The sequence below is a fragment of the Pseudomonas sp. 008 genome (assembly GCF_016861935.1).
Taxonomy (GTDB): Bacteria; Pseudomonadota; Gammaproteobacteria; order Pseudomonadales; family Pseudomonadaceae; genus Aquipseudomonas.
This window is the reverse complement of the sequence record NZ_BOMA01000007.1, coordinates 167,286-190,051: the sequence shown is the minus strand read 5'-3', so window position 1 is coordinate 190,051 and position 22,766 is coordinate 167,286. Positions and strand designations below refer to the sequence as shown.

General features: G+C 59.4%; 20 protein-coding genes. 11 read left to right on the top strand and 9 right to left on the bottom strand.

Annotated elements, in window-relative coordinates:
- Positions 1 to 80: 80 nt before the first annotated feature.
- The 4 genes from JUI81_RS16510 to JUI81_RS16495 all read right to left on the bottom strand — a co-directional run bounded on the left by JUI81_RS16510 (position 81) and on the right by JUI81_RS16495 (position 4,257).
- A complete protein-coding gene (locus JUI81_RS16510; RefSeq protein WP_018926575.1) occupies positions 81 to 2,132 on the bottom strand; it encodes a bifunctional diguanylate cyclase/phosphodiesterase in 2,052 nt (683 codons plus the stop codon).
- Positions 2,133 to 2,472: 340 nt separating this feature from the next.
- On the bottom strand, positions 2,473 to 3,069 hold the full coding sequence (locus JUI81_RS16505) for a superoxide dismutase (RefSeq protein ID WP_007938876.1): 597 nt from the start codon (positions 3,067 to 3,069) through the stop codon (positions 2,473 to 2,475).
- 176 nt (positions 3,070 to 3,245) lie between these two features.
- Positions 3,246 to 3,848, bottom strand: coding sequence for a LysE/ArgO family amino acid transporter (locus tag JUI81_RS16500; RefSeq protein ID WP_019581534.1), 603 nt, complete (start codon positions 3,846 to 3,848; stop codon positions 3,246 to 3,248).
- Between the two features lie 7 nt (positions 3,849 to 3,855).
- Positions 3,856 to 4,257, bottom strand: a complete 402-nt coding sequence (locus JUI81_RS16495) for an ACT domain-containing protein (protein ID WP_018926573.1) — start codon at positions 4,255 to 4,257, stop codon at positions 3,856 to 3,858.
- A 96-nt stretch (positions 4,258 to 4,353) separates the two neighbouring features.
- Here JUI81_RS16495 and JUI81_RS16490 point away from each other — a divergent pair, with 96 nt between their 5' ends.
- From JUI81_RS16490 to JUI81_RS16480, 3 genes are all read left to right on the top strand, one after another.
- On the top strand, positions 4,354 to 5,247 hold the full coding sequence (locus JUI81_RS16490; RefSeq protein WP_018926572.1) for a LysR family transcriptional regulator ArgP: 894 nt from the start codon (positions 4,354 to 4,356) through the stop codon (positions 5,245 to 5,247).
- Positions 5,248 to 5,308: 61 nt separating this feature from the next.
- Positions 5,309 to 6,301, top strand: coding sequence for an NAD(P)-dependent oxidoreductase (locus JUI81_RS16485; RefSeq protein WP_204124674.1), 993 nt, complete (start codon positions 5,309 to 5,311; stop codon positions 6,299 to 6,301).
- Between the two features lie 116 nt (positions 6,302 to 6,417).
- A complete protein-coding gene (locus JUI81_RS16480) occupies positions 6,418 to 7,287 on the top strand; it encodes a hypothetical protein (protein WP_019581532.1) in 870 nt (289 codons plus the stop codon).
- A gap of 277 nt (positions 7,288 to 7,564) precedes the next feature.
- Here the strand turns inward: JUI81_RS16480 and JUI81_RS16475 are convergent, their stop codons facing one another.
- Complete coding sequence (locus JUI81_RS16475; RefSeq protein WP_204124673.1) at positions 7,565 to 9,082, bottom strand: MDR family MFS transporter; 1,518 nt, start codon at positions 9,080 to 9,082, stop codon at positions 7,565 to 7,567.
- 78 nt (positions 9,083 to 9,160) lie between these two features.
- A complete protein-coding gene (gene pobA, locus JUI81_RS16470; RefSeq protein WP_204124672.1) occupies positions 9,161 to 10,354 on the bottom strand; it encodes a 4-hydroxybenzoate 3-monooxygenase in 1,194 nt (397 codons plus the stop codon).
- 179 nt (positions 10,355 to 10,533) lie between these two features.
- Between pobA and JUI81_RS16465 the strand changes: the two genes are divergently transcribed.
- Positions 10,534 to 11,445, top strand: a complete 912-nt coding sequence (locus JUI81_RS16465) for a helix-turn-helix domain-containing protein (protein ID WP_019581529.1) — start codon at positions 10,534 to 10,536, stop codon at positions 11,443 to 11,445.
- A 148-nt stretch (positions 11,446 to 11,593) separates the two neighbouring features.
- Here JUI81_RS16465 and JUI81_RS16460 read toward each other — a convergent pair whose 3' ends face one another.
- Both JUI81_RS16460 and JUI81_RS16455 read right to left on the bottom strand, forming a co-directional pair.
- Positions 11,594 to 11,770, bottom strand: a complete 177-nt coding sequence (locus JUI81_RS16460; protein ID WP_167331182.1) for a hypothetical protein — start codon at positions 11,768 to 11,770, stop codon at positions 11,594 to 11,596.
- 94 nt (positions 11,771 to 11,864) lie between these two features.
- Positions 11,865 to 12,770 (bottom strand): LysR family transcriptional regulator, encoded by a 906-nt coding sequence (locus tag JUI81_RS16455; protein WP_019581528.1) that lies wholly within the window; start codon positions 12,768 to 12,770, stop codon positions 11,865 to 11,867.
- A gap of 114 nt (positions 12,771 to 12,884) precedes the next feature.
- Here JUI81_RS16455 and JUI81_RS16450 point away from each other — a divergent pair, with 114 nt between their 5' ends.
- From JUI81_RS16450 to JUI81_RS16435, 4 genes are all read left to right on the top strand, one after another.
- Positions 12,885 to 13,766 carry an MBL fold metallo-hydrolase gene (locus JUI81_RS16450; RefSeq protein ID WP_204124671.1) on the top strand — a complete coding sequence of 294 codons (882 nt, stop codon included), beginning with the start codon at positions 12,885 to 12,887 and terminating at the stop codon, positions 13,764 to 13,766.
- A gap of 190 nt (positions 13,767 to 13,956) precedes the next feature.
- The gene (locus JUI81_RS16445) at positions 13,957 to 14,571 is read left to right on the top strand and encodes an NAD(P)-dependent oxidoreductase (protein ID WP_204124670.1); all 615 of its coding nucleotides are present in this window, start codon (positions 13,957 to 13,959) and stop codon (positions 14,569 to 14,571) included.
- 313 nt (positions 14,572 to 14,884) lie between these two features.
- Positions 14,885 to 16,183 (top strand): alpha-xenorhabdolysin family binary toxin subunit A, encoded by a 1,299-nt coding sequence (locus JUI81_RS16440; protein WP_204124669.1) that lies wholly within the window; start codon positions 14,885 to 14,887, stop codon positions 16,181 to 16,183.
- Positions 16,184 to 16,217: 34 nt separating this feature from the next.
- On the top strand, positions 16,218 to 17,240 hold the full coding sequence (locus JUI81_RS16435) for an alpha-xenorhabdolysin family binary toxin subunit B (protein WP_169342485.1): 1,023 nt from the start codon (positions 16,218 to 16,220) through the stop codon (positions 17,238 to 17,240).
- A gap of 12 nt (positions 17,241 to 17,252) precedes the next feature.
- On the opposite strand, the gene JUI81_RS16430 is transcribed toward JUI81_RS16435, so the two are convergent.
- On the bottom strand, positions 17,253 to 18,137 hold the full coding sequence (locus JUI81_RS16430; protein WP_204124668.1) for a LysR substrate-binding domain-containing protein: 885 nt from the start codon (positions 18,135 to 18,137) through the stop codon (positions 17,253 to 17,255).
- A gap of 159 nt (positions 18,138 to 18,296) precedes the next feature.
- Between JUI81_RS16430 and JUI81_RS16425 the strand changes: the two genes are divergently transcribed.
- From JUI81_RS16425 to JUI81_RS16415, 3 genes are all read left to right on the top strand, one after another.
- On the top strand, positions 18,297 to 19,934 hold the full coding sequence (locus JUI81_RS16425; protein WP_019581524.1) for a 5-guanidino-2-oxopentanoate decarboxylase: 1,638 nt from the start codon (positions 18,297 to 18,299) through the stop codon (positions 19,932 to 19,934).
- Positions 19,931 to 21,379 carry an aldehyde dehydrogenase family protein gene (locus JUI81_RS16420; RefSeq protein WP_028939435.1) on the top strand — a complete coding sequence of 483 codons (1,449 nt, stop codon included), beginning with the start codon at positions 19,931 to 19,933 and terminating at the stop codon, positions 21,377 to 21,379. The genes JUI81_RS16425 and JUI81_RS16420 overlap by 4 nt, the downstream gene beginning before the upstream one ends.
- 218 nt (positions 21,380 to 21,597) lie before the next feature.
- On the top strand, positions 21,598 to 22,701 hold the full coding sequence (locus JUI81_RS16415) for an extracellular solute-binding protein (RefSeq protein ID WP_018926559.1): 1,104 nt from the start codon (positions 21,598 to 21,600) through the stop codon (positions 22,699 to 22,701).
- Positions 22,702 to 22,766 lie beyond the last annotated feature (65 nt).

Sequence of the window (22,766 nt, the reverse complement as noted above, 5' to 3'; positions counted from 1 at the left end):
ATGTGGGGCGCGTTAAAAGATCGCAGCCTCGTTTCACTCGACAGCTCCTACAGTGAAACGAGGCTGCGATCTTTTTGCCCTTACAAAATGGCCGCGTTACTGCGCTGGGCCTGCTTGAGGTAGACGCTCAATTCCCGCGCCGGCAGCGGTTTGCTGTAGTGATAACCCTGACCTTCGTGGCAGCCTTCGGAGATGATGTAGGCCTCTTGCTCGGCGGTTTCCACGCCTTCGGCAATCACCTGCATGCCCAGGCTTTTGCCCAGCTGGATGATGGCCCGGACGATGGTCGCATCGTCGTCGTCATCGAGCAGGTCTTGAACGAAGCTCTTGTCGATCTTGATCTTGTCCAGCGGCAGGCTTTTCAGGTAACTCAATGACGAATAACCGGTGCCGAAGTCGTCGATGGCGATCAGCGCGCCGGAGCGACGCAGGCTCAGCAAGTGCTGGGCGGCGGTGCTGATGTCTTCCATCAGGCCGGTTTCGGTGACTTCCAGCTCCAGGCTGCGCGGTGGCAGTCGGTAGATCTGCAGCAGGTTATTGACCACCCGCGGCAACTCGGCGTGGTGCAATTGCACGGTGGACAGGTTCACCGCCATGCGCAGGTCGACGAAGCCCTGATCGTGCCACTCGCGCAGTTGTTTGCAGGCCTGGTCCAGCACCCATTCGCCAATGGCAATGATGGTGCCGTTCTGCTCGGCCAGCGGGATGAACAGGTCCGGCGGCACCAGCCCATGCTCGGGATGCTGCCAGCGAATCAACGCCTCGACACCGACCACGCGATGATCGCGGTAGCTGATCTGCGGCTGGTAGACGAGGTAGAACTGGTCACGGATCAAGGCGTCACGCAGGTCTTTTTCCAGCTCGCGACGCCGACGCATTTCCGTGTCGACGCTGGCGATATAGAACTGATAGCGGTTGCGCGAGCGCGTCTTGGCCAGGGTCATGGTCTGCTCGGCTTTTTGCAGCAGCTTCTCGGTGCTGTCACCGTCCTCGGGGAACAGGGTGATGCCGATGGTGGCGCGCAGGCGGATTTCCTGATGATCGAGGGCGAACGCCGCTTCCAGATCATCGAGAATGCTTTGGGCCAGTTCGGCGGCTTCGTAGGGTTGTTCGATGTCGGCCTGGACCAGCGCGAACTGGTCGCCACCCAAGCGGGCGAGGGCGCCGAGGCGGCCGCTGTGAGCCCGCAGGCGATCGGCCAGGGCCAGCAGCAGCTGGTCGCCGGTCTGGTAGCTGAACTGTTCGTTGACGCCTTTGAAGTCATCGAGCCCGACACACAACACCGCGACCCGACGCTGCAATTTGCCGGCGTCGACAAGGATCTTGTCCAGCTGTTGCTGCAATTGCTGGCGGTTCGGCAGACCGGTGAGAAAATCATACTGGGCCATGCGCAGCAGGCTGTTTTCCGCTTCATGGCGCAGGTGAGTGTTGCGCTCAATGGATTCGAGCAGCTGGTTGGCAGTGTTGATCCAGACCCCCAGCTCGTTTCTTTCATGGCCCTTGAGCTGCGGAATCTTGTGGGCGCTGGGCCGGTCCGGGTTGATCTCAGTCAGATGTTCGATGATCCGCGACAATGGTTTGGTCAGCAGCCAGTGGTAAACCAGATACAACACTAGGCTCATGGCCAGGGCGCGCAAGACGCCAGAGATGAAGATGATCACCGAACTGACGATGAAGCTCTGGCCGTAGGTGGCGGTGTCGAGGGTAATGCTCAGGTCGCCGTAGTACTCGCTGTAGGGACCGCGACCCACCAGTTGGGTGGTGAACGTGCGTTCCTGGCCGAGGATCAGGTCAGTCAGCCAGCGGCTGTGGGACTGCTGCAGCTCGCGGGATTTTTGCGCGAGCATGGCTTCGTGGGGGTGGCCGATGGAGGCCATGCGCACGGCGTCATCCTGGAACAGGCCTTCGATCACCTGCATGCCCATTTCCCGATCCAGGCTGTAGACCGCCTGAGTGGAGGGATCGCGGAACATGTCGAGGATGCGCTGGGCATCGTTGGCAACCGCCTGACGTGTTTTATAGGCATCGAAAACAATCTGTGCGCAGCTCAAGACCACGCCGACGATCAATGCTGACAGGAGCACGACCCGGAGTAACTTCACCGACAAGCTGTTCTTGAGTTCCAGCTTCAAAGGGTTATTCCTTGTTCCGTGCGGGTAGCGTCAAGTTGCCATGAGTATTGGCAATCCCGTGATGGCAGTCAAAGGGACAATCCAACCCAGGGGATATTGCCGGTAGCTTGGCCGATATGCTGCTGTTTGGAGTATTTGCCCTATTAACACTGTGTCGGTTGCCGGGGCCTTCAACTTGAGGAGGTTGAGGCAATTTTTCCTTGTGTTGATGTTAGACCGCTGTGCTGCGGGGGCAAGAGGGCGAATGCGGCTTGCGTTGTGGGAAAGCACGCCAACGTACGGATTTTCGATGGCATAAAAAACCCGGCATAAAAGCCGGGTTTCTTGACTGGCGCGAAGCTTAAGCGGTGAAGGTTTTGCCTTCGAACTGCTCAGCCACGAATTTCCAGTTGACCAGGTTCCAGAACGCTTCGACGTACTTCGGACGAAGGTTACGGTAGTCGATGTAGTAAGCGTGTTCCCAGACGTCGCAGGTCAGCAGCGGGGTATCGCCGCTGGTCAGCGGGTTGCCGGCGCCGATGGTGCTGGCCAGGGCCAGGGAACCGTCAGCCTTTTTCACCAGCCAGCCCCAACCGGAACCGAAGGTGCCGATGGAGGTTTTGCTGAACTCTTCCTTGAACTTGTCGAACGAACCGAAAGCAGCGTTGATGGCATCAGCCAGAGCGCCGGTTGGTTGACCGCCGGCGTTTGGCGCCAGGCAGTTCCAGTAGAAAGTGTGGTTCCAGACCTGAGCGGCGTTGTTGAAGATGCCGCCCGAGGAAGTCTTGACGATTTCTTCCAGGGTCTTGCCTTCGAACTCGGTGCCTGGCACCAGGTTGTTCAGGTTCACGACATAGGTGTTGTGGTGCTTGTCGTGGTGGTATTGCAGAGTTTCCTCTGAAATGTGCGGCTGCAGGGCATTGTGCGCGTAAGGCAGCGGCGGCAATTCGAAAGCCATGATAATTCTCCTAATCAGGTCAGTTGCGGTGAGCGCAAGGCCGATCACGGGCGGCCAGACATGCGCCGGGGAGTTTGTACTCTTTGCGGCGCAGGGATCGGATCATAGCACCGGGGGTGCGGCATAACCACGCAACAACTGTGTGGAATAGAGGTTCCAGAGCCTTTTGGAATAAATCATGAAGCGATGATCAACTGGAACGCTACGGTGAACATCATTACGGCCACCAAAAGGTCGAGGATTCGCCAAGTGCTTGGCCGTGCCAACCACGGTGCCAACCACGCTGCGCCAAGGGCCAGGGTAAAAAACCACAGCAACGATGCACTGGCCGCGCCCACGACATAAGCACCGGGCTCGGTCTGTTGTGCGCCAAGGGAGCCGATCAGCAACACGGTGTCCAGGTAGACGTGCGGGTTGAGCAAGGTCACCGCCAAAGCGCTGAGCAGCACCGCCCGTAACGAGCGCACGGTCTGGTTCTCGCCGTGTTGCAGGCTCTGTTTCGAGCAGGCCCGACGCAGCGCAAGGCTGCCATACCACAGCAGAAACGCCGCGCCACCCCAACGAGCGATGGCCAACAGAGTCGGGTTCTGCGCCAGCAACGTCGCCAGGCCGAACACCCCGGCGGCTACCAGCAACGCATCGCAGGTTACGCAGAGCGCCGCCACCGGCAGGTGATGTTCACGTCGAAGGCTCTGCGCCAACACAAACGCATTCTGAGTGCCGATCGCCATGATCAGCCCGGCGGCCACCAACAGGCCGTTCACATAGCTTTGCCACATAAGATTTTTACTCCGCGTTGGCCGCCAGATCCCGCAGTACCTGCAGGGCGCGTTCGGCATCGGCCTGGCCGACGAACAAATGGTCGTGGTAGTAGCCGGCAATCACGTTGCAACTGATGCCGGCCTGGCCCAGTGCCGTGGCGAACGCGGCGGTCAGGCCGACGGCTTCAAGGGCTGAGTGCACGTTCAAGGTGATCCAGGCAGCGATGTAGTCGAAGCTGAAACCGGCCTTCTCGGCGTGGGAACGTTGCAGAATCACCGTCAGCCCTTCCTGTTCGCGGAAGCTGCCGACAATCTCAAGGCCTGCGGGCAGCTTGCCGTCAGGCAACGTGCAGAACACGTATTCGCCGTCGTTGAGTTGCGGGCTCATGCTGCGCAGCAGGGTTGCCAATGAGGTTTCGCCAGCCATGTCGGTGATCCTTGTTCAAGAGTTCTTGCTGGCCATTCTCCGGTGGGAAGTTGTATAAGAAAAACCAATAGTGCTGATCGCTCATTAGGAAAACTGATGTTCGACTACAAATTACTGTCCGCGCTCGCTGCCGTGATCGAGCAGGCCGGATTCGAACGCGCCGCGCAGGTCTTGGGCTTGTCCCAATCGGCCATCTCCCAGCGCATCAAACTGCTCGAGGCGCGGGTCGGCCAACCGGTGCTGGTGCGGGTCACGCCTCCGGCTCCGACGGAGATTGGCCGGCGATTGCTCAACCATGTGCAGCAGGTGCGATTGCTGGAGCGCGATCTGCAAAGCCTGGTGCCGGCGCTGGACGAAGAAGGCCTGCCGGAACGCCTGCGCATTGCGCTGAACGCTGACAGCCTGGCCACCTGGTGGGCTGCGGCGGTGGGGGATTTTTGCGCGCAGGAGCATCTGTTGCTCGACCTGGTGGTGGAAGACCAGACCGTCGGCCTCAAACGCATGCGCGCAGGCGAAGTGGCGGGGTGTCTGTGCGCCAGCGAGCGGCCGGTGGCCGGTGCGCGCAGCGTGCTGTTGGGGGCGATGCGCTACCGTGCGTTGGCCAGCCCTGCATTTATTGCCCGGCATTTTCCCCAAGGTGTGCGCGCCGATCAGTTGGCCAGAACCCCGGCGCTGGTATTTGGCCCGGACGATTTCCTGCAGCATCGTTACCTCGCGTCAGTCGGCGTGAATGGTGGTTTCGAACATCATTTATGCCCGTCTTCCGAAGGTTTTCTTCGTCTCACGGAAGCAGGGCTTGGCTGGGGCCTGGTGCCTGAATTGCAGGTGCGCGAGCAACTGGCGCGCGGCCAATTGGTGGAGCTTTTGCCAGATAAGCCGATCGATGTGCCGCTGTACTGGCATCATTGGCGCAATGGCGGTCAGCTGTTGGGGTTACTCACCGATCAATTGGTGCGCTCGTCGAAGCAATGGCTGGTGCCGTTGGACTGACGGCTGGCGTCAAGACCTCACGTCCTACGCAATATGCAAAACGAAATATTCGGAGCAATACATGAAGATTCTGGTCACCGGCGCAAGCGGCTTCATTGGCGGACGCTTTGCGCGTTTTGCCCTGGAGCAGGGCCTGGATGTGCGGGTCAACGGTCGCCGGGCCGAGAGCGTCGAGCATTTGGTGCGCCGTGGTGCCGAGTTCATCCAGGGCGACTTGAGCGACCCGCAACTGGCGCGCGACCTGTGTTCCGACGTCGAAGCCGTGGTCCATTGCGCCGGCGCTGTCGGTTTGTGGGGGCGCTATCAGGACTTCCATCAAGGCAACGTCGAGGTCACCGAGAACGTGGTCGAGGCCTGCCTGAAACAACGGGTGCGGCGCCTGGTGCACTTGTCGTCGCCATCGATTTACTTCGATGGCCGCGATCATCTGGGGTTGACCGAAGACCAGGTGCCCAAGCGCTTCAAGCATCCTTACGCCGCAACCAAATACCTGGCCGAGCAAAAAGTTTTCGGTGCGCAGGAGTTCGGCCTCGAAACCCTGGCCCTGCGCCCGCGTTTCGTGACGGGCGCAGGCGACATGAGCATTTTCCCCAGGTTGCTGAAGATGCAGCGCAAAGGGCGGTTGGCGATTATCGGCAATGGCCTGAACAAGGTTGACTTCACCAGCGTGCAAAACCTCAATGAAGCGTTGTTCAGCAGCTTGCTGGCCAGCGGTTCGGCCTTGGGCAAGGCCTACAACATCAGCAACGGAGCGCCGGTGCCGTTGTGGGATGTGGTCAATTACGTGATGCGCAAAATGGATGTGCCACAGGTGACCCGTTACCGTTCCTACGGCTTGGCCTACAGCCTTGCCGTGCTCAACGAGGGTGTTTGCAAGCTGTGGCCGGGTCGTCCCGAGCCGACCCTGTCGCGGCTGGGCATGCAGGTAATGAACAAAAATTTCACCCTGGACATCAGTCGCGCCCGGCATTATCTGGATTACGATCCGAAAGTCAGTCTCTGGACCGCCCTCGATGAATTTTGCGCCTGGTGGAAGGCTCAGGACATTCGCTGACACACAAGGGCCGGCCCTCACTGAACCGAGTTCAGGGTTCAGGGTCAACCGGTGCGGCAGCGAGGGTTATACTTCGCCCCATCAAGCCATCACCGCGTTTTACAAAGGTTGACTCAATGTCCATGCGTAACGATGCCAACGACGACTTCGACGATGTACCGAGCCTGCGTGCCGACAGCCTCGACGACGATGATTTTCCGACCACCGCGCGCACTTCCGTGCATTCGCGCACCACACCGGTAGTCAAGGTCAAAGGCCCGAGCACCGGCCCGTTATGGGCGTTGGTCGGTGCGTTGTTCTTTGCCTTCGCTGGCCTTGCCTGGTGGAGTTTCCAGCAGATATCGCTGATGGAACAACAACTGGTGGCGACCCAGGAAAGTTTCGCCCGTATCAGTGAGGAAGCGGCGGGGCGCTTGCAGGACATTTCCGGCAAGGTCGTGGCCAGCCAGTCCACGGTCAACACCGGCAGTGAAGCGTTGAAGCTGCAGATCAAACAACTGGAAGGCAAGCTCCAGGACCAGAGCAAACAGCTGGAAAGCAAACTCCAGGATCAGAGCAAACAGCAGCAAGGCGTGCTCGGCCAGACCTCCGATCTGGACAAGCGCCTGGCGCAAATGACCACGCAGGCCAGCGAACAACAAGCCGCCAATGCTCAGTTGCAGGCCCAGGTCAAAGCCTTGAGCGGCGAACTGGCCGCGTTGAAGAGCGCACCGGCCGATACCAGCAAAGTCGACGCCCAACTCAAAAGCCTTGGCGCCGATATCGCTGCACTGAAGCGGCAAGGTAACCCGAGCGCTGCCGTCGAGCGTCTGGAGCAAGACATGATCGTGCTCAAAAGCCAACAGGACAACCGCCCGGCCGCAGCGCAAGGTGGCAACAATACCGCCGAGTTCGACGCCTTCCGTGGCCAGGTCACCCGCAACATCAACACCCTGCAGGCGCAGATCCAGAACCTGCAACAACAGCTGCACGCCCGGACTCAATAGCCCGATGCAGTGATGTTGTGTGGAGTGGGCCTGTGGAGTGGGACTTTTGTGGCGAGGGAGCTTGCTTGTGGCGAGGGGGCTTGCCCCCGTTGGGTGGCGTAGCCGCCCCATCTCCATTCACCACGGCTTTCAGATAGTCCGTGGTGCCTGATTTGCGACTGCTGCGCAGCCGAACGGGGGCAAGCCCCCTCGCCACAGATAATCCGCCCACCACAGATAATCCCTCTCACTACACTGGCCACAGGGCTTGCTCGCGAATGCAGGCGACTCGGTCTTTCTACCGAACCTTGTCTTCCCGCCCGCGCAACACCCTGTTCGGCATGGCAATCGCCGCCGCCAGCCCCAGCAGCGACACCGCCGCGCTGACCATCAGCAAATGCCTGAAGGTCAGCAGCAACTCGGCGCGCAAGGCGTTTTGCGCATCCCCCGGCGCGGCGTTCAAACCATCGAGCAAGACATTCCCCGAACGACCCTCGGCAATCAGCGACGAGCCGGCCAGGTGCGCGAAACTGGAATCCTGCAACAACGCCAGCAACAGTGCCGACATCAACGCCACGCCCACTGCACCGCCCAGAGCGCGGAACAGATTGGTGGTGCTGGTGGCAACGCCAATGTCCCGTTGATCCACCGAGTTTTGCGTGCCCACCAACGACGTCGGGAACTGCATGCCGCCAGCGATTCCGCAAAGCAACATGAACAGGCTGCTCAGCACAAACGCCTGCGGCGCACTGAACGCCATGCCGAGAATCGCCAACGGCATGAGCAACGCGCCGGTCAGGATCATCGGTTTGTAACGACCGGTCACCGAGGTCCGGCGCCCGGCGAAAAAGGCGCCTATCGGCAAGCCCATGGCCAGCGGCAACAGGTGCAGTGCCGCGCTGTCGGCCCCGGCGCCGGTGACGCTCTGGAAGCGCAGCGGCATCAGCACGATCAGGGAAATCGCCTGGAAACTGGTGAAGAAAATCGTGCACCAACAAAGGATCGCATTGCGGTTGGCGAACAAATGCATCGGCAGCAACGGTTCCCGCGCCCGCCGTTCATGCCAGACGAACACGGCCAGCACCACCACCGCACAACCGAGCAAACCCACCACTTCGGGACTGCGCCACGAATGCCCCTGGCCAACCTGAGTGATGCCCAGCAACAACGCCGTCAGGCCAATGATCATCAGCAACGTACCGAGGTAGTCGATGATCGGCTTGCGCTGCGGCACCGGCAGCCCTACCAGCGTGCGATAAGCCACCCACCAGGCACCCAGGCCCAACGGCAGGTTGATCAGGAATACCCAGCGCCAGGACAGGTATTCGGTCATGTAGCCACCGAGTACCGGGCCGGCCACGCTGGCCACCGCGTACATGCTGCTGAAGTAGCCCTGATAGCGACCGCGTTCGCGCGGTGGAACGATGTCACCGATGATCGCCTGGCTCACCGAAATCATCCCGCCGGCGCCGATGCCTTGAAAGATCCGCGCCAGCACCAGTTGCTCCATGCTTTGCGCCATCCCGCAAAACAATGAAGCCAGGGTGAACAAGCCCATGCCGAACAGCATCAACCGGCGGCGGCCATACAGATCGCCGAGCTTGCCGTAGATCGGCACCGCCACGGTCATCGCCACCATGTAGCCGGAAATGACCCAGGCCAGCAGGCTGACGTCCTTGAACTGCGCGGAAATCGCCGGCATCGACACCGCGACGATGGTCTGGTCCAGCGCGCCCAGAAAGATCGCCAGCATCAGGGCGATCAGCACGCTGCGAATGGCCGGTTTGGGCGTTTCAGGCCGGTTGAGATTGGTCACGGTAAAACCTGCGGGCAGTGATGGACCCGCAAGAGGCAAGGCGAGCGGGAGTGCTCGCCAGTGTAAGTCGATAGGAGCCTATTCGATAGCCTCGTATGGAAGGCCGACGTAGTTTTCCGCGATGGTTTTTCGGCCCGCCTCGGAGTCAACGAAATAGGCCAGCTCCGATTCGCTGATGCGCTGACTGAACGCGTCGTGCTCGTCGAAGCGATGCAACATCGAGGTCATCCACCAGGAAAACCGTTCGGCTTTCCACACCCGCCGCAGGCAGATTTCTGAATACTTCTCCAGCAAATCAACACGGCCTTCGCGGTAAACCTTCAGCAGAATATTGAACAACGTGCTGACGTCGCTGGCCGCCAGGTTCAGGCCTTTGGCACCGGTGGGCGGGACGATGTGCGCGGCGTCGCCGACCAGGAACATCCGCCCGTACTGCATCGGCTCGACCACGAAACTGCGCAGCGGCGCGATGCTTTTCTCGATCGACGGGCCGGTCACCAGCAAATCGGCGAGGGCCGCCGGCAGACGGGATTTGAGTTCGTCCCAGAAGCGTTGGTCGGACCAGTCATCGACCTGATCCTGGGCCGGTACCTGAAGGTAATAACGGGTGCGTGTCGGCGAACGCATGCTACACAACGCAAAGCCCCGTTCATGCCGCGCGTAGACCAACTCCTCGTGAACTGGCGGAGTGTCAGCGAGAATCCCCAGCCAGCCGAACGGATACACCCGCTCGAACACCTTCAGGCAGTCGGCAGGAATCGACTGCCGCGCCACGCCATGGAAACCGTCGCAACCGGCGATGTAGTCACAATCGAGTCGATACGTTTCGCCGTCCTTGTCGAAGGTCACATAGGGTTCAGCGCTTTTCATGCCGTGGGGGACGACGTTGCCGGCCGAATAAATTGTCTGCGCGCCAGTGTCCCGACGAGCGGCCATCAGGTCGCGGGTGACCTCGGTCTGGCCATACACCATCACGGTTTTTCCACCGGTCAAGGTCTGCAGATCGATGTGTACCCGGCGCCCGTCCAGGGCCAGTTCGAAGCCTGTGTGGACCAGCCCTTCGGCGTCCATGCGCTGGCCCACTCCGGCCTGACGCAACAGCTCTACCATGCCTTGTTCGAGGACACCGGCACGGATGCGTCCCAGCACATAGTCCGGGGTCTGGCGTTCGAGAATCAGGGTGTCGATGCCGGCGTTATGCAGCAATTGGCCGAGTAGCAAACCAGAGGGGCCGGCGCCGATGATGGCGATTTGTGTTCTTAGTGTTTTCATTGTTTTTATGACTCGCAAGCTCCACGCGACCAACGCCGGTGGATGATTTTTATGGATCGAGTGCTTGCATTTTTCACTTGCGGGTCTGTCAATTGAAGGTGAAAACTGAGCCGATACCTGTACATTCTGCCAATCGGTGCGATTATCGCCCCGTTACCTTCGAGGCCTGGATTGAAGTGATGAACAAGCCCGCCCTGCCATCGATTCCGGTGTTCAAACTCTACGGTGAAAGCCTGGATTGGCCGACCCCCGATTTGCTCCACTGTGAAACCATTTCAAAACGCAGCCGCGAACATCAATGGGAAATAAAACCCCATCGCCACGCTGATTTGTGTCAGTTGCTCTTCGTCTTCAAAGGTCAGGCAGAGCTTGAGATCGAAGGGAAACGCTCACAATTGGCTGAGCCGGCAATCATCATTCTGCCGCCGTTATCGGTGCATGGTTATCGGTTTTCCGAGGACGTCGAAGGGTTCGTCGTCACCCTGGCCGCGCCGCTGGTCGCCCATCTTCAGGCGCAGTTGGGCAATTCGGTAAATGCCCTGGCCCAAGCCGAAAGCTACCCGGCGGGCAAGGACAGCGAGTACCTCAACAGCCTGTTTTCAGCGCTGCAAAGCGAATACACCGGCCATCAACCAGCGCGGGAAATGCTCATGCATTCGCTGGTCAGCGTGATCATGGTGTGGGTCAGCCGTCAGGTGATTCAGCGCCGCGCTGCCAATCAGCGTCCGCAGCGTGCCCGGGAATACCTCAACGGTTTTATTCAGTTGGTGGAAGAAACCTATCGCCAGCACGTCAAGGTCGAGGACCTGGCCCATCGGCTGGGGATCTCCGTGTCCCACCTCAACGGCACATGCCGTGAACTGGCGGGGCAGCCGGCGTTGCAGATCATGCACGAGCGTCAGTTGCTGGAGGCCAAGCGCTTGCTGACCTACACCAGCATGACCATTTACGAAATGTCCGATGTGCTGGGGTTTTCCGATCCGACCAACTTCACACGCTTGTTCCGACGTCGGGTGGGGATCTCGCCCAAGGCTTTTCGCGACCGCTTGAAGGCCGATCAGGACGCTGCCGATCAGAAGAGCGAGGCCTGACCCCTGTGGCGAGGGGGCTTGCCCCCGTTGGGTCGCGAAGCGGCCCCGGCATTTCAATGAGAACACCGCATTCACCGAATTACGACTGCTGCGCAGCCGAACGGGGCGGTGCGGCGTTCCGACAAGCCCCCTCACCACAAGGTGTTCGTTACCGGAGGGCGTTGAGGCTTGCGCTGTGGGGGATGCAGCGCTCGAAGTTGCAGCTCGCGAAGTCATGGGGCACTTTGCGCAACTGTTCGACACGCCAGGCGGCTGTGCCATACAGCGCCAGCGTCGCCGCGCAGGTGATGAAAATGGCGAGGTATCTTCTTGTTTTGATGTTCATGGCGTTGACCTCTGAACGAATACCCTTGGGTACTGCTTTGAGCATAGGTCAGCGCCGGTGAGTTGCCATCAAAACCACCCCACATTCGCTCCGGTTAAAGGCCCACATCCCACGCCGGCTCTTCGGGAAATCTGAGCACCAGAAAATCCAGCATGCTGCGCAACGCCACCGGCATGTGCTTGCGTGAGGCATACACCGCATAGATGTTCATCTGACGGGGCTCGGCCTGGGGCAGCAGGCGGATCAGTTCGCCGCTGTGGATATGCATGCCGGCCAGGTAACTGGGCAGCATCGCCACGCCGGCCCCGGCCATCGCCGCGCGCAACAGCGTGCTGGCTTCGTTGGCGCTGATGTTGCCCTGCACCGGCACCGAGACCGGTTCGCCATCCTGCTCGAAATGCCAGAGGCTTTTGCCGAAGTAGGAGTGGGTCAGGCAATTGTGCAGGCTCAGGTCTTCGACCCGCTGCGGCGCCGGGTGCTCGCGCAGGTAAGCGGGGGAGGCGCAGATCACCGAGCGGCACACCGTCAGGCGCCGGGCGATCAGATTCGGGTCCAGGTCGTTGCTGGTGCGGATGGCCAGGTCGATGCGCTCATCCACCAGGTTCACCGTGCGGTCGAGCATTTGCAGATCGATGCTTACGCCGGGGTAACGTTTGACGTAGGCGGCCATGGCATCCGCCAGTTGCGCCTGGCCGAACGAGGTGCTGACGCTGATCCGCAGCAGGCCGCGCGGTGCGTCGTCCGGCTCGCTGACGGCGGCTTGCATGTCGCTGGATAAATCGAGCATCTGCCGGCACCGGGGCAGGATTTCGCTGCCGGCGGCGGTCAGGCTCAATTTGCGCGTGGTGCGGTGCATCAGGCGTGCGCCGACCCAATCTTCCAGCTCCGCCAGATACCGTGAAACCACCGGCCGCGACAGGTCCAGGTGATCGGCGGCGGCCGATTGGCTGCCCAGGTCCACCACCGTAACGAACACCCGCATTGCTTGTAGACGATCCATGATTTGCCCGCTTTCAGAAACAAACTATGTTCAAGCATCGCATTTTTTGTATCGAACCAGGCAACTAAGCTCTGTCCCATCGCCAAGCACGGCATTCGGACAACGGAGCAACAGATGATCGGCTTCACTTCAATCAAACGCATTCTTCTGACAACCGCGGCACTGGGCTTCGCGGCCCATGCCGCTGCGGCGTCGACCCTGACCCTGGACGTCTACAACCCGGGCACCAACGCAATCTTCCCGGTGACCTCGGTACTGGTCAGTGGCGAGAAGGAAGCGATTCTGGTGGACGCACAATTCGGCAAATCCCAGGCCGAACAAGTGGTGGAAAAAATCCGCGCCAGCGGCAAGCAACTGACCACCATCTACATCAGCCACGGTGACCCGGATTACTACTTCGGCCTCGACACCATCACCCAGGCGTTCCCGAAAGCCAAAGTGCTGGCCTCGCAACCGACCGTTGATCACATCAAGAAAACCGTCGACGGCAAACTGGCGTTCTGGGGTCCGAAAATGGGCGCCGACGTGCCGAACAAAACCATCGTGCCGCACGTGCTCAAGGGCGATAGCCTGATGCTGGAAGGGCAGAAACTGCAGGTGCTCGGCCTGGATGGCAAGCAACCGGATCGCAGCTTTGTGTGGATACCGTCGATCAAGGCAGTGGTCGGTGGCGTGGTTGTCGCCGAGAACATTCATGTGTGGATGGCTGATACCCAGACCCCGCAGTCTCATGCCGATTGGCTGACGACGTTGCACACGATCGAAGCCTTGAAGCCGAACACCATCGTGCCGGGTCACTACCTCGGTGAGAGCGCTCGCTCTCTGGCGGCTGTGCAGTTCACCGCTGATTACATCAAGGCTTTCGACGAAGAAACCGCCAAGGCGAAAGATTCAGCCGAACTGATCGGCGCGATGAAAAAACGCTACCCGACCCTGGGCGAAGAAAGCTCGTTGGAGCTGAGTGCCAAAGTCGCCAAGGGCGAGATGAAGTGGTAATCCGCTGAACAGTGGCGAGGGGGGCGACGCAGAACCTGTAGGAGCGAGGCTTGCCCGCGAAGAACGATGACGCGTAATCCCTGAAAAAACCGCGGCGCCTTCTTCGCGGGCAAGCCTCGCACCACAGGATTTTCGTCGCCCCGTGCCATACACATCAATACAGATTCACCCAAGCCAACTGGAGAACGTCATGAGCAAAATCGCAATCATCGGTGCCACCGGTCGTGCCGGTAGCCAACTGTTGGAAGAAGCCCTGCGTCGCGGTCACAGCGTCACCGCCATCGCCCGCGACACCTCGAAAATCGGCCAGCGTGCCGGTGTCGTCAGCAAAAACGTCGACGTGCTCGATGCCGTGGCTTTGCAAGCGGCAGTAGCCGGCCATGACGTGGTGATCAGCGCGGCGCATTTCTCTACCATCCCCGCCAGCGCGGTTATCGAGCCGGTGAAGAAGGCCGGTGTCAAACGTCTGCTGGTGGTGGGCGGTGCCGGTTCGCTGTTGCTGCCGGACGGTACTCGAGTGATCGACAGTGAAGGCTTTCCGCCGGAGTACAAGGCTGAGGCCAGCGCCGGTGCCGAGTTCCTCAATACCTTGCATCAGGAAAAGGAGCTGGACTGGACCTTCCTGTCGCCGTCGGCGGAGTTTGTCGAAGGTGAGCGTACGGGCAAGTTTCGGCTAGGCAAAAACGACTTACTGGTCAGTGCACAAGGGCGAAGCTGGATTAGTTTTGCCGATTATGCAATCGCGATGCTGGATGAAGTTGAAAGTATGTCCCACGCGCGACAGCGATTCACCGTCGGCTACTGATATATCGCGAAACAAGAAGCACAAGTTATTTCGGTGACTTGTGCTTTTTTATGCGTGTTGAAAATGTGTCTTTCGGTAACTTTTCTAGTTTGGGTTAGTTAGTGGGGTGTTTGCGTATTGTGGTTTTTTCGTAAGGTTAAAAATCGGCAGTGTCGTGGGTTTGATTTCCTACAGTCTGCGCCCTTATGTGGAGAGTTGATGAGGAGGATTTAGAAGGTTACCGTGGGTTCTGCCACGATGCGTGGTGGGAAATGTAAATCCTGTAATTTATTGATATATAACTCGGTCAGCTGAAGCTGTTAGGGATGGCACTATGGGTCACGATCAGGGAAGTGAGATAAGGCGTGCTGCGCTGGAGTCGTTTGTAGAACTACAAGGCGCGGATGCGGCAGAAGATACTGAAACTAAATTAACGCGCGTTGCGCTAGAAGCGGTTGCAGAACTACAAGGCGTGGATACGGTCACGGAAGCGGCAAAATATGTACCTGTTCAATATTTTGGTGTTATGGCGGGTTACGATGCACCTCATTACCAGGATGGAACCTTTATTGTTAAAAAGGAAAATATCGTTGCCATCAGAAAGTATGTCAGCCAGAGCCTTCTCCAACCGGTTGACCTGAGCGCCGTAGAAAAACTGCTCGGTTATACCCCGATCAATGTGGATGGACTGGAGCCTCGTGACATTCAGAATTTGCATCAGAAAATTCATCAGCATGCGCTTTCCTGGGCAACGCTGGAGCGCGATACCAAAGACCTGGGGACACGGCTGGATCTTTTTGCCAAGGGGTTCATCAACACCGGACGGCTGGTGATCGGTCATCTGGAGAAATTCAGCGGGTACAAGGATTTAAGCGGCACGATCGATACCTTATCGGACGCGGAACGTGCGGTATTGATGGCTATCCCGATGGGGAACTCCGACACAGAGAAGGTACAAAGTCTGGTCAGGTATCTCGGGAGAATGAAAAGTGATATTGAAGTTTTTTATACCCGCATAACGGCCGTCAAAGCGTTGGCCGTCGAATTTTCCCGCAAGATTTCAGCAGATCTCATACCAATAGTCGATGCCAAACTGGGCAATATTGAAAAGGCTGGTATCGAAGAGCCCAAGCGGCTTAAAAATCTAAGAGATCAGATTAAAGACTTGGATCAACAGATTGCAGAGAAAGTCGCGGAGTACGATAGCCTGGTCGGGTATGCCTTTACGGGGTTGGTGTTCGGCCCTATCGGTGTTGCTGTTACCGGAGGTATATTCGGATCGAAGGCGGAAACTGTCAGAGGTCTGAAAAATACCTTGAACGAGCGTCGGGCCGAATTGCTGAAAGGAATGGAAGGGGCAACTCTTTCGACGTTGTTGAGCGGTCTGGCTGGGCAATTGAGTAATATAAAGTCGCTGATGGTGGATGCAGAGAAAGGCGCGAAGAATCTGGAGGATGTATGGGCGATCCTGTGGGTCAATGTTCAGGAGTCTGCTATCCGTTTGGCTCAAGTCGATAATGCATTTGATTTAAATATATTGGTTTTGGACTTGCAGACGGTGGTCGAGCCTTGGGATGTTATTCAAGGGCATGCCAGAGCCCTGTCAAAGGTTTTCAATGAAGTGGTTGGTTAAATTCTATTTTTAATATTTCAAGGATGAAATGTTCATGATGAACAATGCTGTTAACGGCGCTCCTGATTACGCGACACCCGACCGGCAGGTGATGAAGGCGAGCCAAAGCCACTTCAATACCTTGGTGGCCGATAATACGTTTGCCTTTTTGCCGGCGGTAATGGACAAGACTTTGCGCCTGCGTGCTCAGCTCAATACCGATGATCAGCACATAGGCGACCATATAAAAAGGGCCGTTGCGTCGCTGGGTAACGTCGGGTTCGCCAGCGTGCTGGCGCGCCTTGAAGAGATTCAGAGTCATCCCTCCGCAACGGCCAGCCTGCGTGAAGAGAAGCTCATTGAGCTGGTGAAATACTGCGCGCGTCGTGTTGAGAGTACGCGGGGGCCGATACAGACTGCCACCCAGTATTTACATCAGGGATTGGGCAATCTGGAGGCCATCCGTTTTGCCGAAGATGGTATCGATCTGGTCCGGATCGAAACGGATCGACGCATACGCGTGGAGCAGGCAGGTGCCGGGTACAGGGAAGATCAGGCAAAGCTTCAGGAGGAAAAGCGTACCATTGATGCTCAGATTGAGCATTTCCAGGCCCCGGGTTGGCTGGATATTTTTGATAGCCTGATCCCTAGTGCACGGGAAATCGAGTCGGCAATCAAACTGGTGACCACCAAAAAGCCGGATCGTGAATTCCTTGAACTGGTGCTCGCACGCCTCAAAGGCAATCTGGAAGGGATTGAGAATGGACGCCGCTACTCCAACCTGACACAGGCTCGAGACGGTGTTCGAACCCGACTGGATGAGGTGCAAAAGGCGCTGACAGATACCGAGGCCCAGATCCAGGATGCGGGCAGTCGCCTGCAGAAACTTGAAGCCATTGCATCGCTCGATCAGGTCACTCGAAACTGGGTGCAAGAAGCACAAAAACTATTGACGGCGTACGAGCACTTTTTACAAACGAACGAGCCGCAATTGATTCGTGATGTGCTGTCGATTCAGGCAATGGCCGGGCGCTATACGGCCATGCTGAATTACCTGGGTGCAATTGCCTGGCGTTGAGTGGCTGCTCGCCTATGACGTAGCACGCGCCTGAGCTTGCAGCCAATCGAGCAGCTCAGCCAACGGAGCGCTCGGGGCCGGTCGTTGAGGGTGGACAAGGTAGTAGGCCAATCCTGTACGTACTTTCAGTGCAAACGGCATCACCAACCGCCCGGCGCGCAAGTCATCGCCAATCAACGACCAATCTCCGATCGCTACACCTGTGCCCTGAGAAGCCATCGACATGGCCAGATCCAGGGTTTCGAAATGCTGCCCCTTGCCGACATTGCTTAAGTGAACGTCGGCAGTTTTGAGCCAGGCTTTCCAGTCCCTTTCATCGCGAGTCGGATGCAGCAACAGATGGTGCTCCAGATCATCGGGGGTTAAAAGTGGCACGGGACCTTCCAGCAGAGGACGGGAGCAAACCGGCGTCAGTTGCTCATCGAACAAATGATGGGAGGCCAGCGAGCTGTCCGGCGGCGCGCCGTACATCACCGCCGCATCGAACTGCTCGCGATGAAAATCCACGCCGTGTTTCACCGTGGTGGTCAACTCCACCGGCACATCCGGACGTTCCTTTTGCCACTGCAACAGGCGCGGCAACAGCCAGCGCATCACGCAGGTCGGCGCCTTGAGTTGCAAGGTTTCGCGCTTCTCGCCGATCTGCTCCACGGCCTCGTCGATCAGGCCGAAAATCTGCTGCACCCGTGGCAACCACTCACGTCCTTCGGCGGTCAGGCTCAAGCCCCGCGCCTGGCGAATGAACAGCTCATAACCCAGATGATCTTCCAGCCCGGCGATCTGCCGGCTCACCGCGCCTTGGGTGATGTGCAGCTGTTCGGCGGCCCGGGTGAAGTTGCAGCACTGCGCGGTGATCAGAAAAGTGTGCAGCGCCGGCAGGGGAGGCAGTCGTTTCATTGGGATCCAAGGTATGACGTGAGGACATGGCTAGTATGACTTTTTATCCATTGTTGCGGCTACGTGTCGCCCGTTCCAATGAGGCCATTCCCGGGCCTGCCAATCCATCATAAACACTGCGCAGGCCCGGCGTCTCAAACGAACAAAAAGGGCAAACACATGGCGACGTGCGGCGAAGTATTGGTCAAGTTACTCGAAGATTACGGGGTCGAGCAGGTGTTCGGCATTCCCGGGGTGCATACCGTGGAGCTGTATCGCGGGCTGGCCCGTTCGAGCATCAACCACGTCACTCCACGTCACGAACAGGGCGCCGGTTTCATGGCCGACGGTTATGCCCGCACCAGCGGCAAACCGGGCGTGTGCTTCATCATCACCGGCCCCGGCATGACCAACATCACCACCGCCATGGGCCAGGCTTACGCCGACTCGATCCCGATGCTGGTGATCTCTAGCGTGCAAACACGCAGCCAATTGGGCGGTGGGCGCGGCAAGCTGCATGAGCTGCCGAACCAGAGCGCACTGGTCGGCGGCGTGGCGGCGTTCTCCCATACCTTGATGTCGGCGGCGGAATTGCCGGGCGTGTTGGCGCGGGCCTTCGCGCTGTTCCAGGCCGGTCGCCCGCGTCCGGTGCACATCGAAATCCCGTTGGACGTACTGGTCGAAGAGGCCGATGATCTGCTCGCCAGCGTGCCGGTGAACATCGATCGTGCCGGTGCCTCGCCCAGCGCGATCAGCCGCATGACCGACCTGCTGGCCGGTGCCAAACGCCCATTGATTCTCGCGGGTGGCGGCGCCATCGATGCGGCGGCCGAGCTGACTGAACTGGCCGAGCTGCTGGATGCGCCAGTGGCCTTGACCATCAATGCCAAAGGCATGCTCGAATCCAGCCATCCGCTGCTGATCGGTTCGACCCAAAGCCTGGTGGCCACCCGCGCGCTGGTGGCCGAGGCCGACGTGGTGCTGGCCATCGGCACCGAACTGGCCGAAACCGATTACGACGTCACCTTTGCCGGCGGCTTCGAAATCCCGGGCGTGCTGCTGCGCGTGGACATTGACCCAGACCAGACCGTGCGTAATTACCCGCCGAAGGTGGCGTTGGTGGCCGACTCGCGCAATGCCGCCCAGGCCCTGCTGAGCGCGCTGTCCCACAAGTCGCTGGCCGAACGCCGCAACGACTGGGGCCAGGTGCGCGCCGCTCGCTTGCGAGAAGAACTCGCCGCGACCTGGGACGCCCCGACCCTGGCCCAGACCCGCTTCCTGGAAACCGTGCTGTACGAATTGCCGAACGCGGTGTTCGTCGGCGATTCGACCCAACCGGTGTACACCGGCAACCTGACCTTCAACCCGGAGCGTCCGCGTCGCTGGTTCAACTCGTCCACCGGTTACGGCACCCTCGGTTACGCCTTGCCGGCGGCGATTGGCGCCTGGCTCGGTGGCAGCGTCGAAGGCGGCACGCGTCCGCCGGTGGTGTGCCTGATCGGCGACGGCGGCCTGCAATTCACCCTGCCGGAACTGGCCAGTGCGGTGGAAGCGCGTACGCCGGTGATCGTGTTGCTGTGGAATAACCAGGGCTACGAAGAGATCAAGAAATACATGGTCAACCGCGCCATCGAGCCGGTGGGCGTGGACATCTACACCCCCGATTTCATCGGTGTGGCCAAAGCGCTGGGCTGTGCGGCCGAAGCGGTCAGCAGTGTTGACGGATTGCGTGATGCGTTGCGCCTGGCCACCGATCGTCAGGGCCCGACCCTGATTGAAGTCGACCAGACCCAGTGGATGAAGGCGGTGTCGCAATGAGTTTTCCTACCACTCTTGATGGCCTGTTCATCGACGGCCAATGGTCCGCTGGCAACGAACATCTGCGTGTGATCAACCCGGCGACCGAAGCCCTGCTAACCACCGTTAACGGCGGCGATGCACGCGCTGTCGATCAGGCCGTCACCGCTGCGGCCAACGCTTTCAAGCAATGGTCGAAAACCACCGGTGCCGAGCGCGGGGCGATCCTGCGCAGAATCGCCGCGGGCGTGCAGGCCGGGCGGGAACAGTTGATGAAGTTGCAGTCGAGCAACAACGGCAAACCGCTGTTCGAAGCGGCCATCGACGTCGACGACGTGATCGCCACCTTCGAGTATTACGCCGGTCTGGCTGAAGGCCTGGACGCGAAACAAGACAGCGCCGTGGCATTGCCGAGCGACGATTTCAGCGCCCGTTTGCGCCGCGAACCGTGCGGTGTGGTGGGGCTGATCGTGCCGTGGAATTTCCCGATGGTCACCACCGCCTGGAAACTCGCCCCGGCCCTGGCCGCCGGTTGCTGCGTGGTGCTCAAACCGTCTGAAGTGACGCCGCTGCCGGAGCTGGAACTGGCGACGATCATTGCCGAGGCCGGTGTGCCAAACGGTGTGTTCAACCTGGTCTGCGGCACCGGCCTTGCGGTCGGCGCACCGCTGTCGGCTGACCCGCGCATCGCCAAGATTTCCTTCACCGGCAGCAACGCGGTGGGCGTGCAGGTGATGCAGCGGGCGGCGGAAACCGTGAAAGGCGTGAGCCTGGAACTGGGCGGTAAATCCTCGCTGTTGGTGCTCGCCGATGCTGATATCGAACTGGCTGTGGAAGTGGCCTGTGGCGGCGGTTTCTTCAACGCCGGGCAGATGTGTTCCGCGACCAGTCGCGTGCTCGTCGCCGATGAGTTGGCGGATGAATTTGTTGCGCGATTGAAGGCCCGTGCCGAAGCCATCCGCGTGGCCGACCCGTTCGACCCGAACGTGGAGATGGGCGCACTGGTCAACCAGGCGCAATACCAGCGGGTGCTGGGCCACATCGATCGCGGTTTGAGCGCTGGCGCGAAGCTGATCTGCGGCGGCAATCGTCCGGCAGACCTGTCGCGCGGTTATTTTTTGCAGCCAACCGTTTTCGTCGACGCGCCCCTCGAGAGTGCGTTGTGGTGCGAAGAGATTTTCGGCCCAGTGATTTGCGTGCGCAGTTTCAGCTCTGAAGCCGAGGCGATTGCCTTGGCCAACGACAGCCCGTTCGGTCTGGTAGCCAGTGTGGTCACGCGCGACAGCGAGGCCGCCGATCGGGTCGCCAACGCTTTGCAGGCGGGGCTTGTGTGGATCAACGCGCCGCAAGTGATCTTCCCGCAGACCGCCTGGGGTGGCTACAAACAGAGCAGCATCGGCCGCGAATTGGGGCCGTGGGGTTTGCAGGCTTTCCAGGAAATCAAACACGTGATTCGGGCCGTCTGACAGCACGAAAACGGTGAGCGCATGCCTCGAAAGGAGGCATGCACTTACGTCATGGCTTCAATGAGTATTTATCGATAGTCAGGTGTTTTGCACGACCTCAGGATGAACCCGCAGGTCAAGCTCAAGTCCTTTGAAACCGGGGACTTCAAGCCGATCTGGCCGCGCGGATGCAACGGTTGCGACCAACCTCATACTTAAAAAAACAAAGGGAGTCCTTCATGGGCAAGCATGATCTGAACAGACGTCAATTCATCAAAACCGTGGGTGTGGCGTCGGTAGCCGCGGCAGCCATGAGCATGCCGTTCATCCGGGCCAATGCCAGCGACACGCGCTTTACGGGCAAGACCCTGCGCCTGCTGACCTGGTCCGATGACACTGGCCTGGCAGCACTGCGCAATATTGCGGCGACCTTCGAAGACAAGTACGGCTGCAAGGTCATCGCTGACCGTACCGGCAGTACTTCGGAAATGGTCGCCAAACTCAAGGCCGGCGGTGATCGTCCACAGTACGACATCATCACCCTGGCCGGCGTCGGCGCCGAAGGCCTGGCCGCCGCCAACCTGCTGGAAAAACCCGACCTCAACCGCATCCCCAACCTGGTGGACGTGCCGGAGAAATATCGCACCGGCGCCAATGGCCACGGTATCGGTTACCTGCTGTGGTGCAACAGCCTGGTCTACAGCACCCGTACCCAGAAAGAAGCCCCGGACAGCTATGCCGCGATGTGGGACGCCGACCTGGCGCCGAACATTTTCCTGCCGCCGCCGAACTGGACCGAAGCCATGGACCTGATCATCATCGCCGCCAAACTGGCCGGTGGTGACGAACACAACATCGAGCCAGGCTTCAAGAAACTCGCCGAGCTCAAGAGCCGCGTGGTGACCCTGGGTGAAAACCCGAACCAGATCGCCGAGCTGTTCCGCACCGGGTCCCTGGACATGGGCGGCTTGTACGCGCCGGCGTTTTTCCCCAAACAGATCCGCGACCCGGCCTACGGTCTGGGCGCCACGTTCGGCATGAAGGAAGGTTTCTACACCGACCTGATGCTCTCGGTGATGCCGAAAAACCGTCCGGGCGATACCGACCTGGCCTACGCCTTCATCAACCACTCTCTGGACCCGCTGGTGCAGGGCAAGATGGCCGAAGACATCTACAACGGTCCGGTCAACGCCAAGGCGATCATCTCCGCCGAAGCCCGCAAGAGCCCGTACATCCTTACGCCGGAGCAGATTGCCGAGAAGGCGATCATGCACGACAACGCCTTCCTGGCCACCGTGCATGACCAATGGATTCGTCGTTACACGGAAATCTTTTCTTCCTGATCGAGTGGCGAACACAAGCCCTGAGAGCACCGCAAATCAAATGTGGGAGCGGGCTTTTGTGGCGA

Bases quoted from the DNA above. Each gene is read 5' to 3' on its own strand.
- JUI81_RS16495 (WP_018926573.1), bottom strand. From the start codon at position 4,257: ATGGCTGGCGAAACCTCATTGGCAACCCTGCTGCGCAGCATGAGCCCG.
- JUI81_RS16440 (WP_204124669.1), top strand. From the start codon at position 14,885: ATGGGTCACGATCAGGGAAGTGAGATAAGGCGTGCTGCGCTGGAGTCG.
- JUI81_RS16430 (WP_204124668.1), bottom strand. From the start codon at position 18,137: ATGAAACGACTGCCTCCCCTGCCGGCGCTGCACACTTTTCTGATCACC.
- JUI81_RS16455 (WP_019581528.1), bottom strand. From the start codon at position 12,770: ATGGATCGTCTACAAGCAATGCGGGTGTTCGTTACGGTGGTGGACCTG.
- JUI81_RS16435 (WP_169342485.1), top strand. From the start codon at position 16,218: ATGATGAACAATGCTGTTAACGGCGCTCCTGATTACGCGACACCCGAC.
- JUI81_RS16420 (WP_028939435.1), top strand. From the start codon at position 19,931: ATGAGTTTTCCTACCACTCTTGATGGCCTGTTCATCGACGGCCAATGG.
- JUI81_RS16490 (WP_018926572.1), top strand. From the start codon at position 4,354: ATGTTCGACTACAAATTACTGTCCGCGCTCGCTGCCGTGATCGAGCAG.
- JUI81_RS16500 (WP_019581534.1), bottom strand. From the start codon at position 3,848: ATGTGGCAAAGCTATGTGAACGGCCTGTTGGTGGCCGCCGGGCTGATC.
- JUI81_RS16450 (WP_204124671.1), top strand. From the start codon at position 12,885: ATGATCGGCTTCACTTCAATCAAACGCATTCTTCTGACAACCGCGGCA.
- JUI81_RS16415 (WP_018926559.1), top strand. From the start codon at position 21,598: ATGGGCAAGCATGATCTGAACAGACGTCAATTCATCAAAACCGTGGGT.
- JUI81_RS16505 (WP_007938876.1), bottom strand. From the start codon at position 3,069: ATGGCTTTCGAATTGCCGCCGCTGCCTTACGCGCACAATGCCCTGCAG.
- JUI81_RS16485 (WP_204124674.1), top strand. From the start codon at position 5,309: ATGAAGATTCTGGTCACCGGCGCAAGCGGCTTCATTGGCGGACGCTTT.
- JUI81_RS16425 (WP_019581524.1), top strand. From the start codon at position 18,297: ATGGCGACGTGCGGCGAAGTATTGGTCAAGTTACTCGAAGATTACGGG.
- pobA (WP_204124672.1), bottom strand. From the start codon at position 10,354: ATGAAAACACTAAGAACACAAATCGCCATCATCGGCGCCGGCCCCTCT.
- JUI81_RS16460 (WP_167331182.1), bottom strand. From the start codon at position 11,770: ATGAACATCAAAACAAGAAGATACCTCGCCATTTTCATCACCTGCGCG.
- JUI81_RS16445 (WP_204124670.1), top strand. From the start codon at position 13,957: ATGAGCAAAATCGCAATCATCGGTGCCACCGGTCGTGCCGGTAGCCAA.
- JUI81_RS16480 (WP_019581532.1), top strand. From the start codon at position 6,418: ATGTCCATGCGTAACGATGCCAACGACGACTTCGACGATGTACCGAGC.
- JUI81_RS16465 (WP_019581529.1), top strand. From the start codon at position 10,534: ATGAACAAGCCCGCCCTGCCATCGATTCCGGTGTTCAAACTCTACGGT.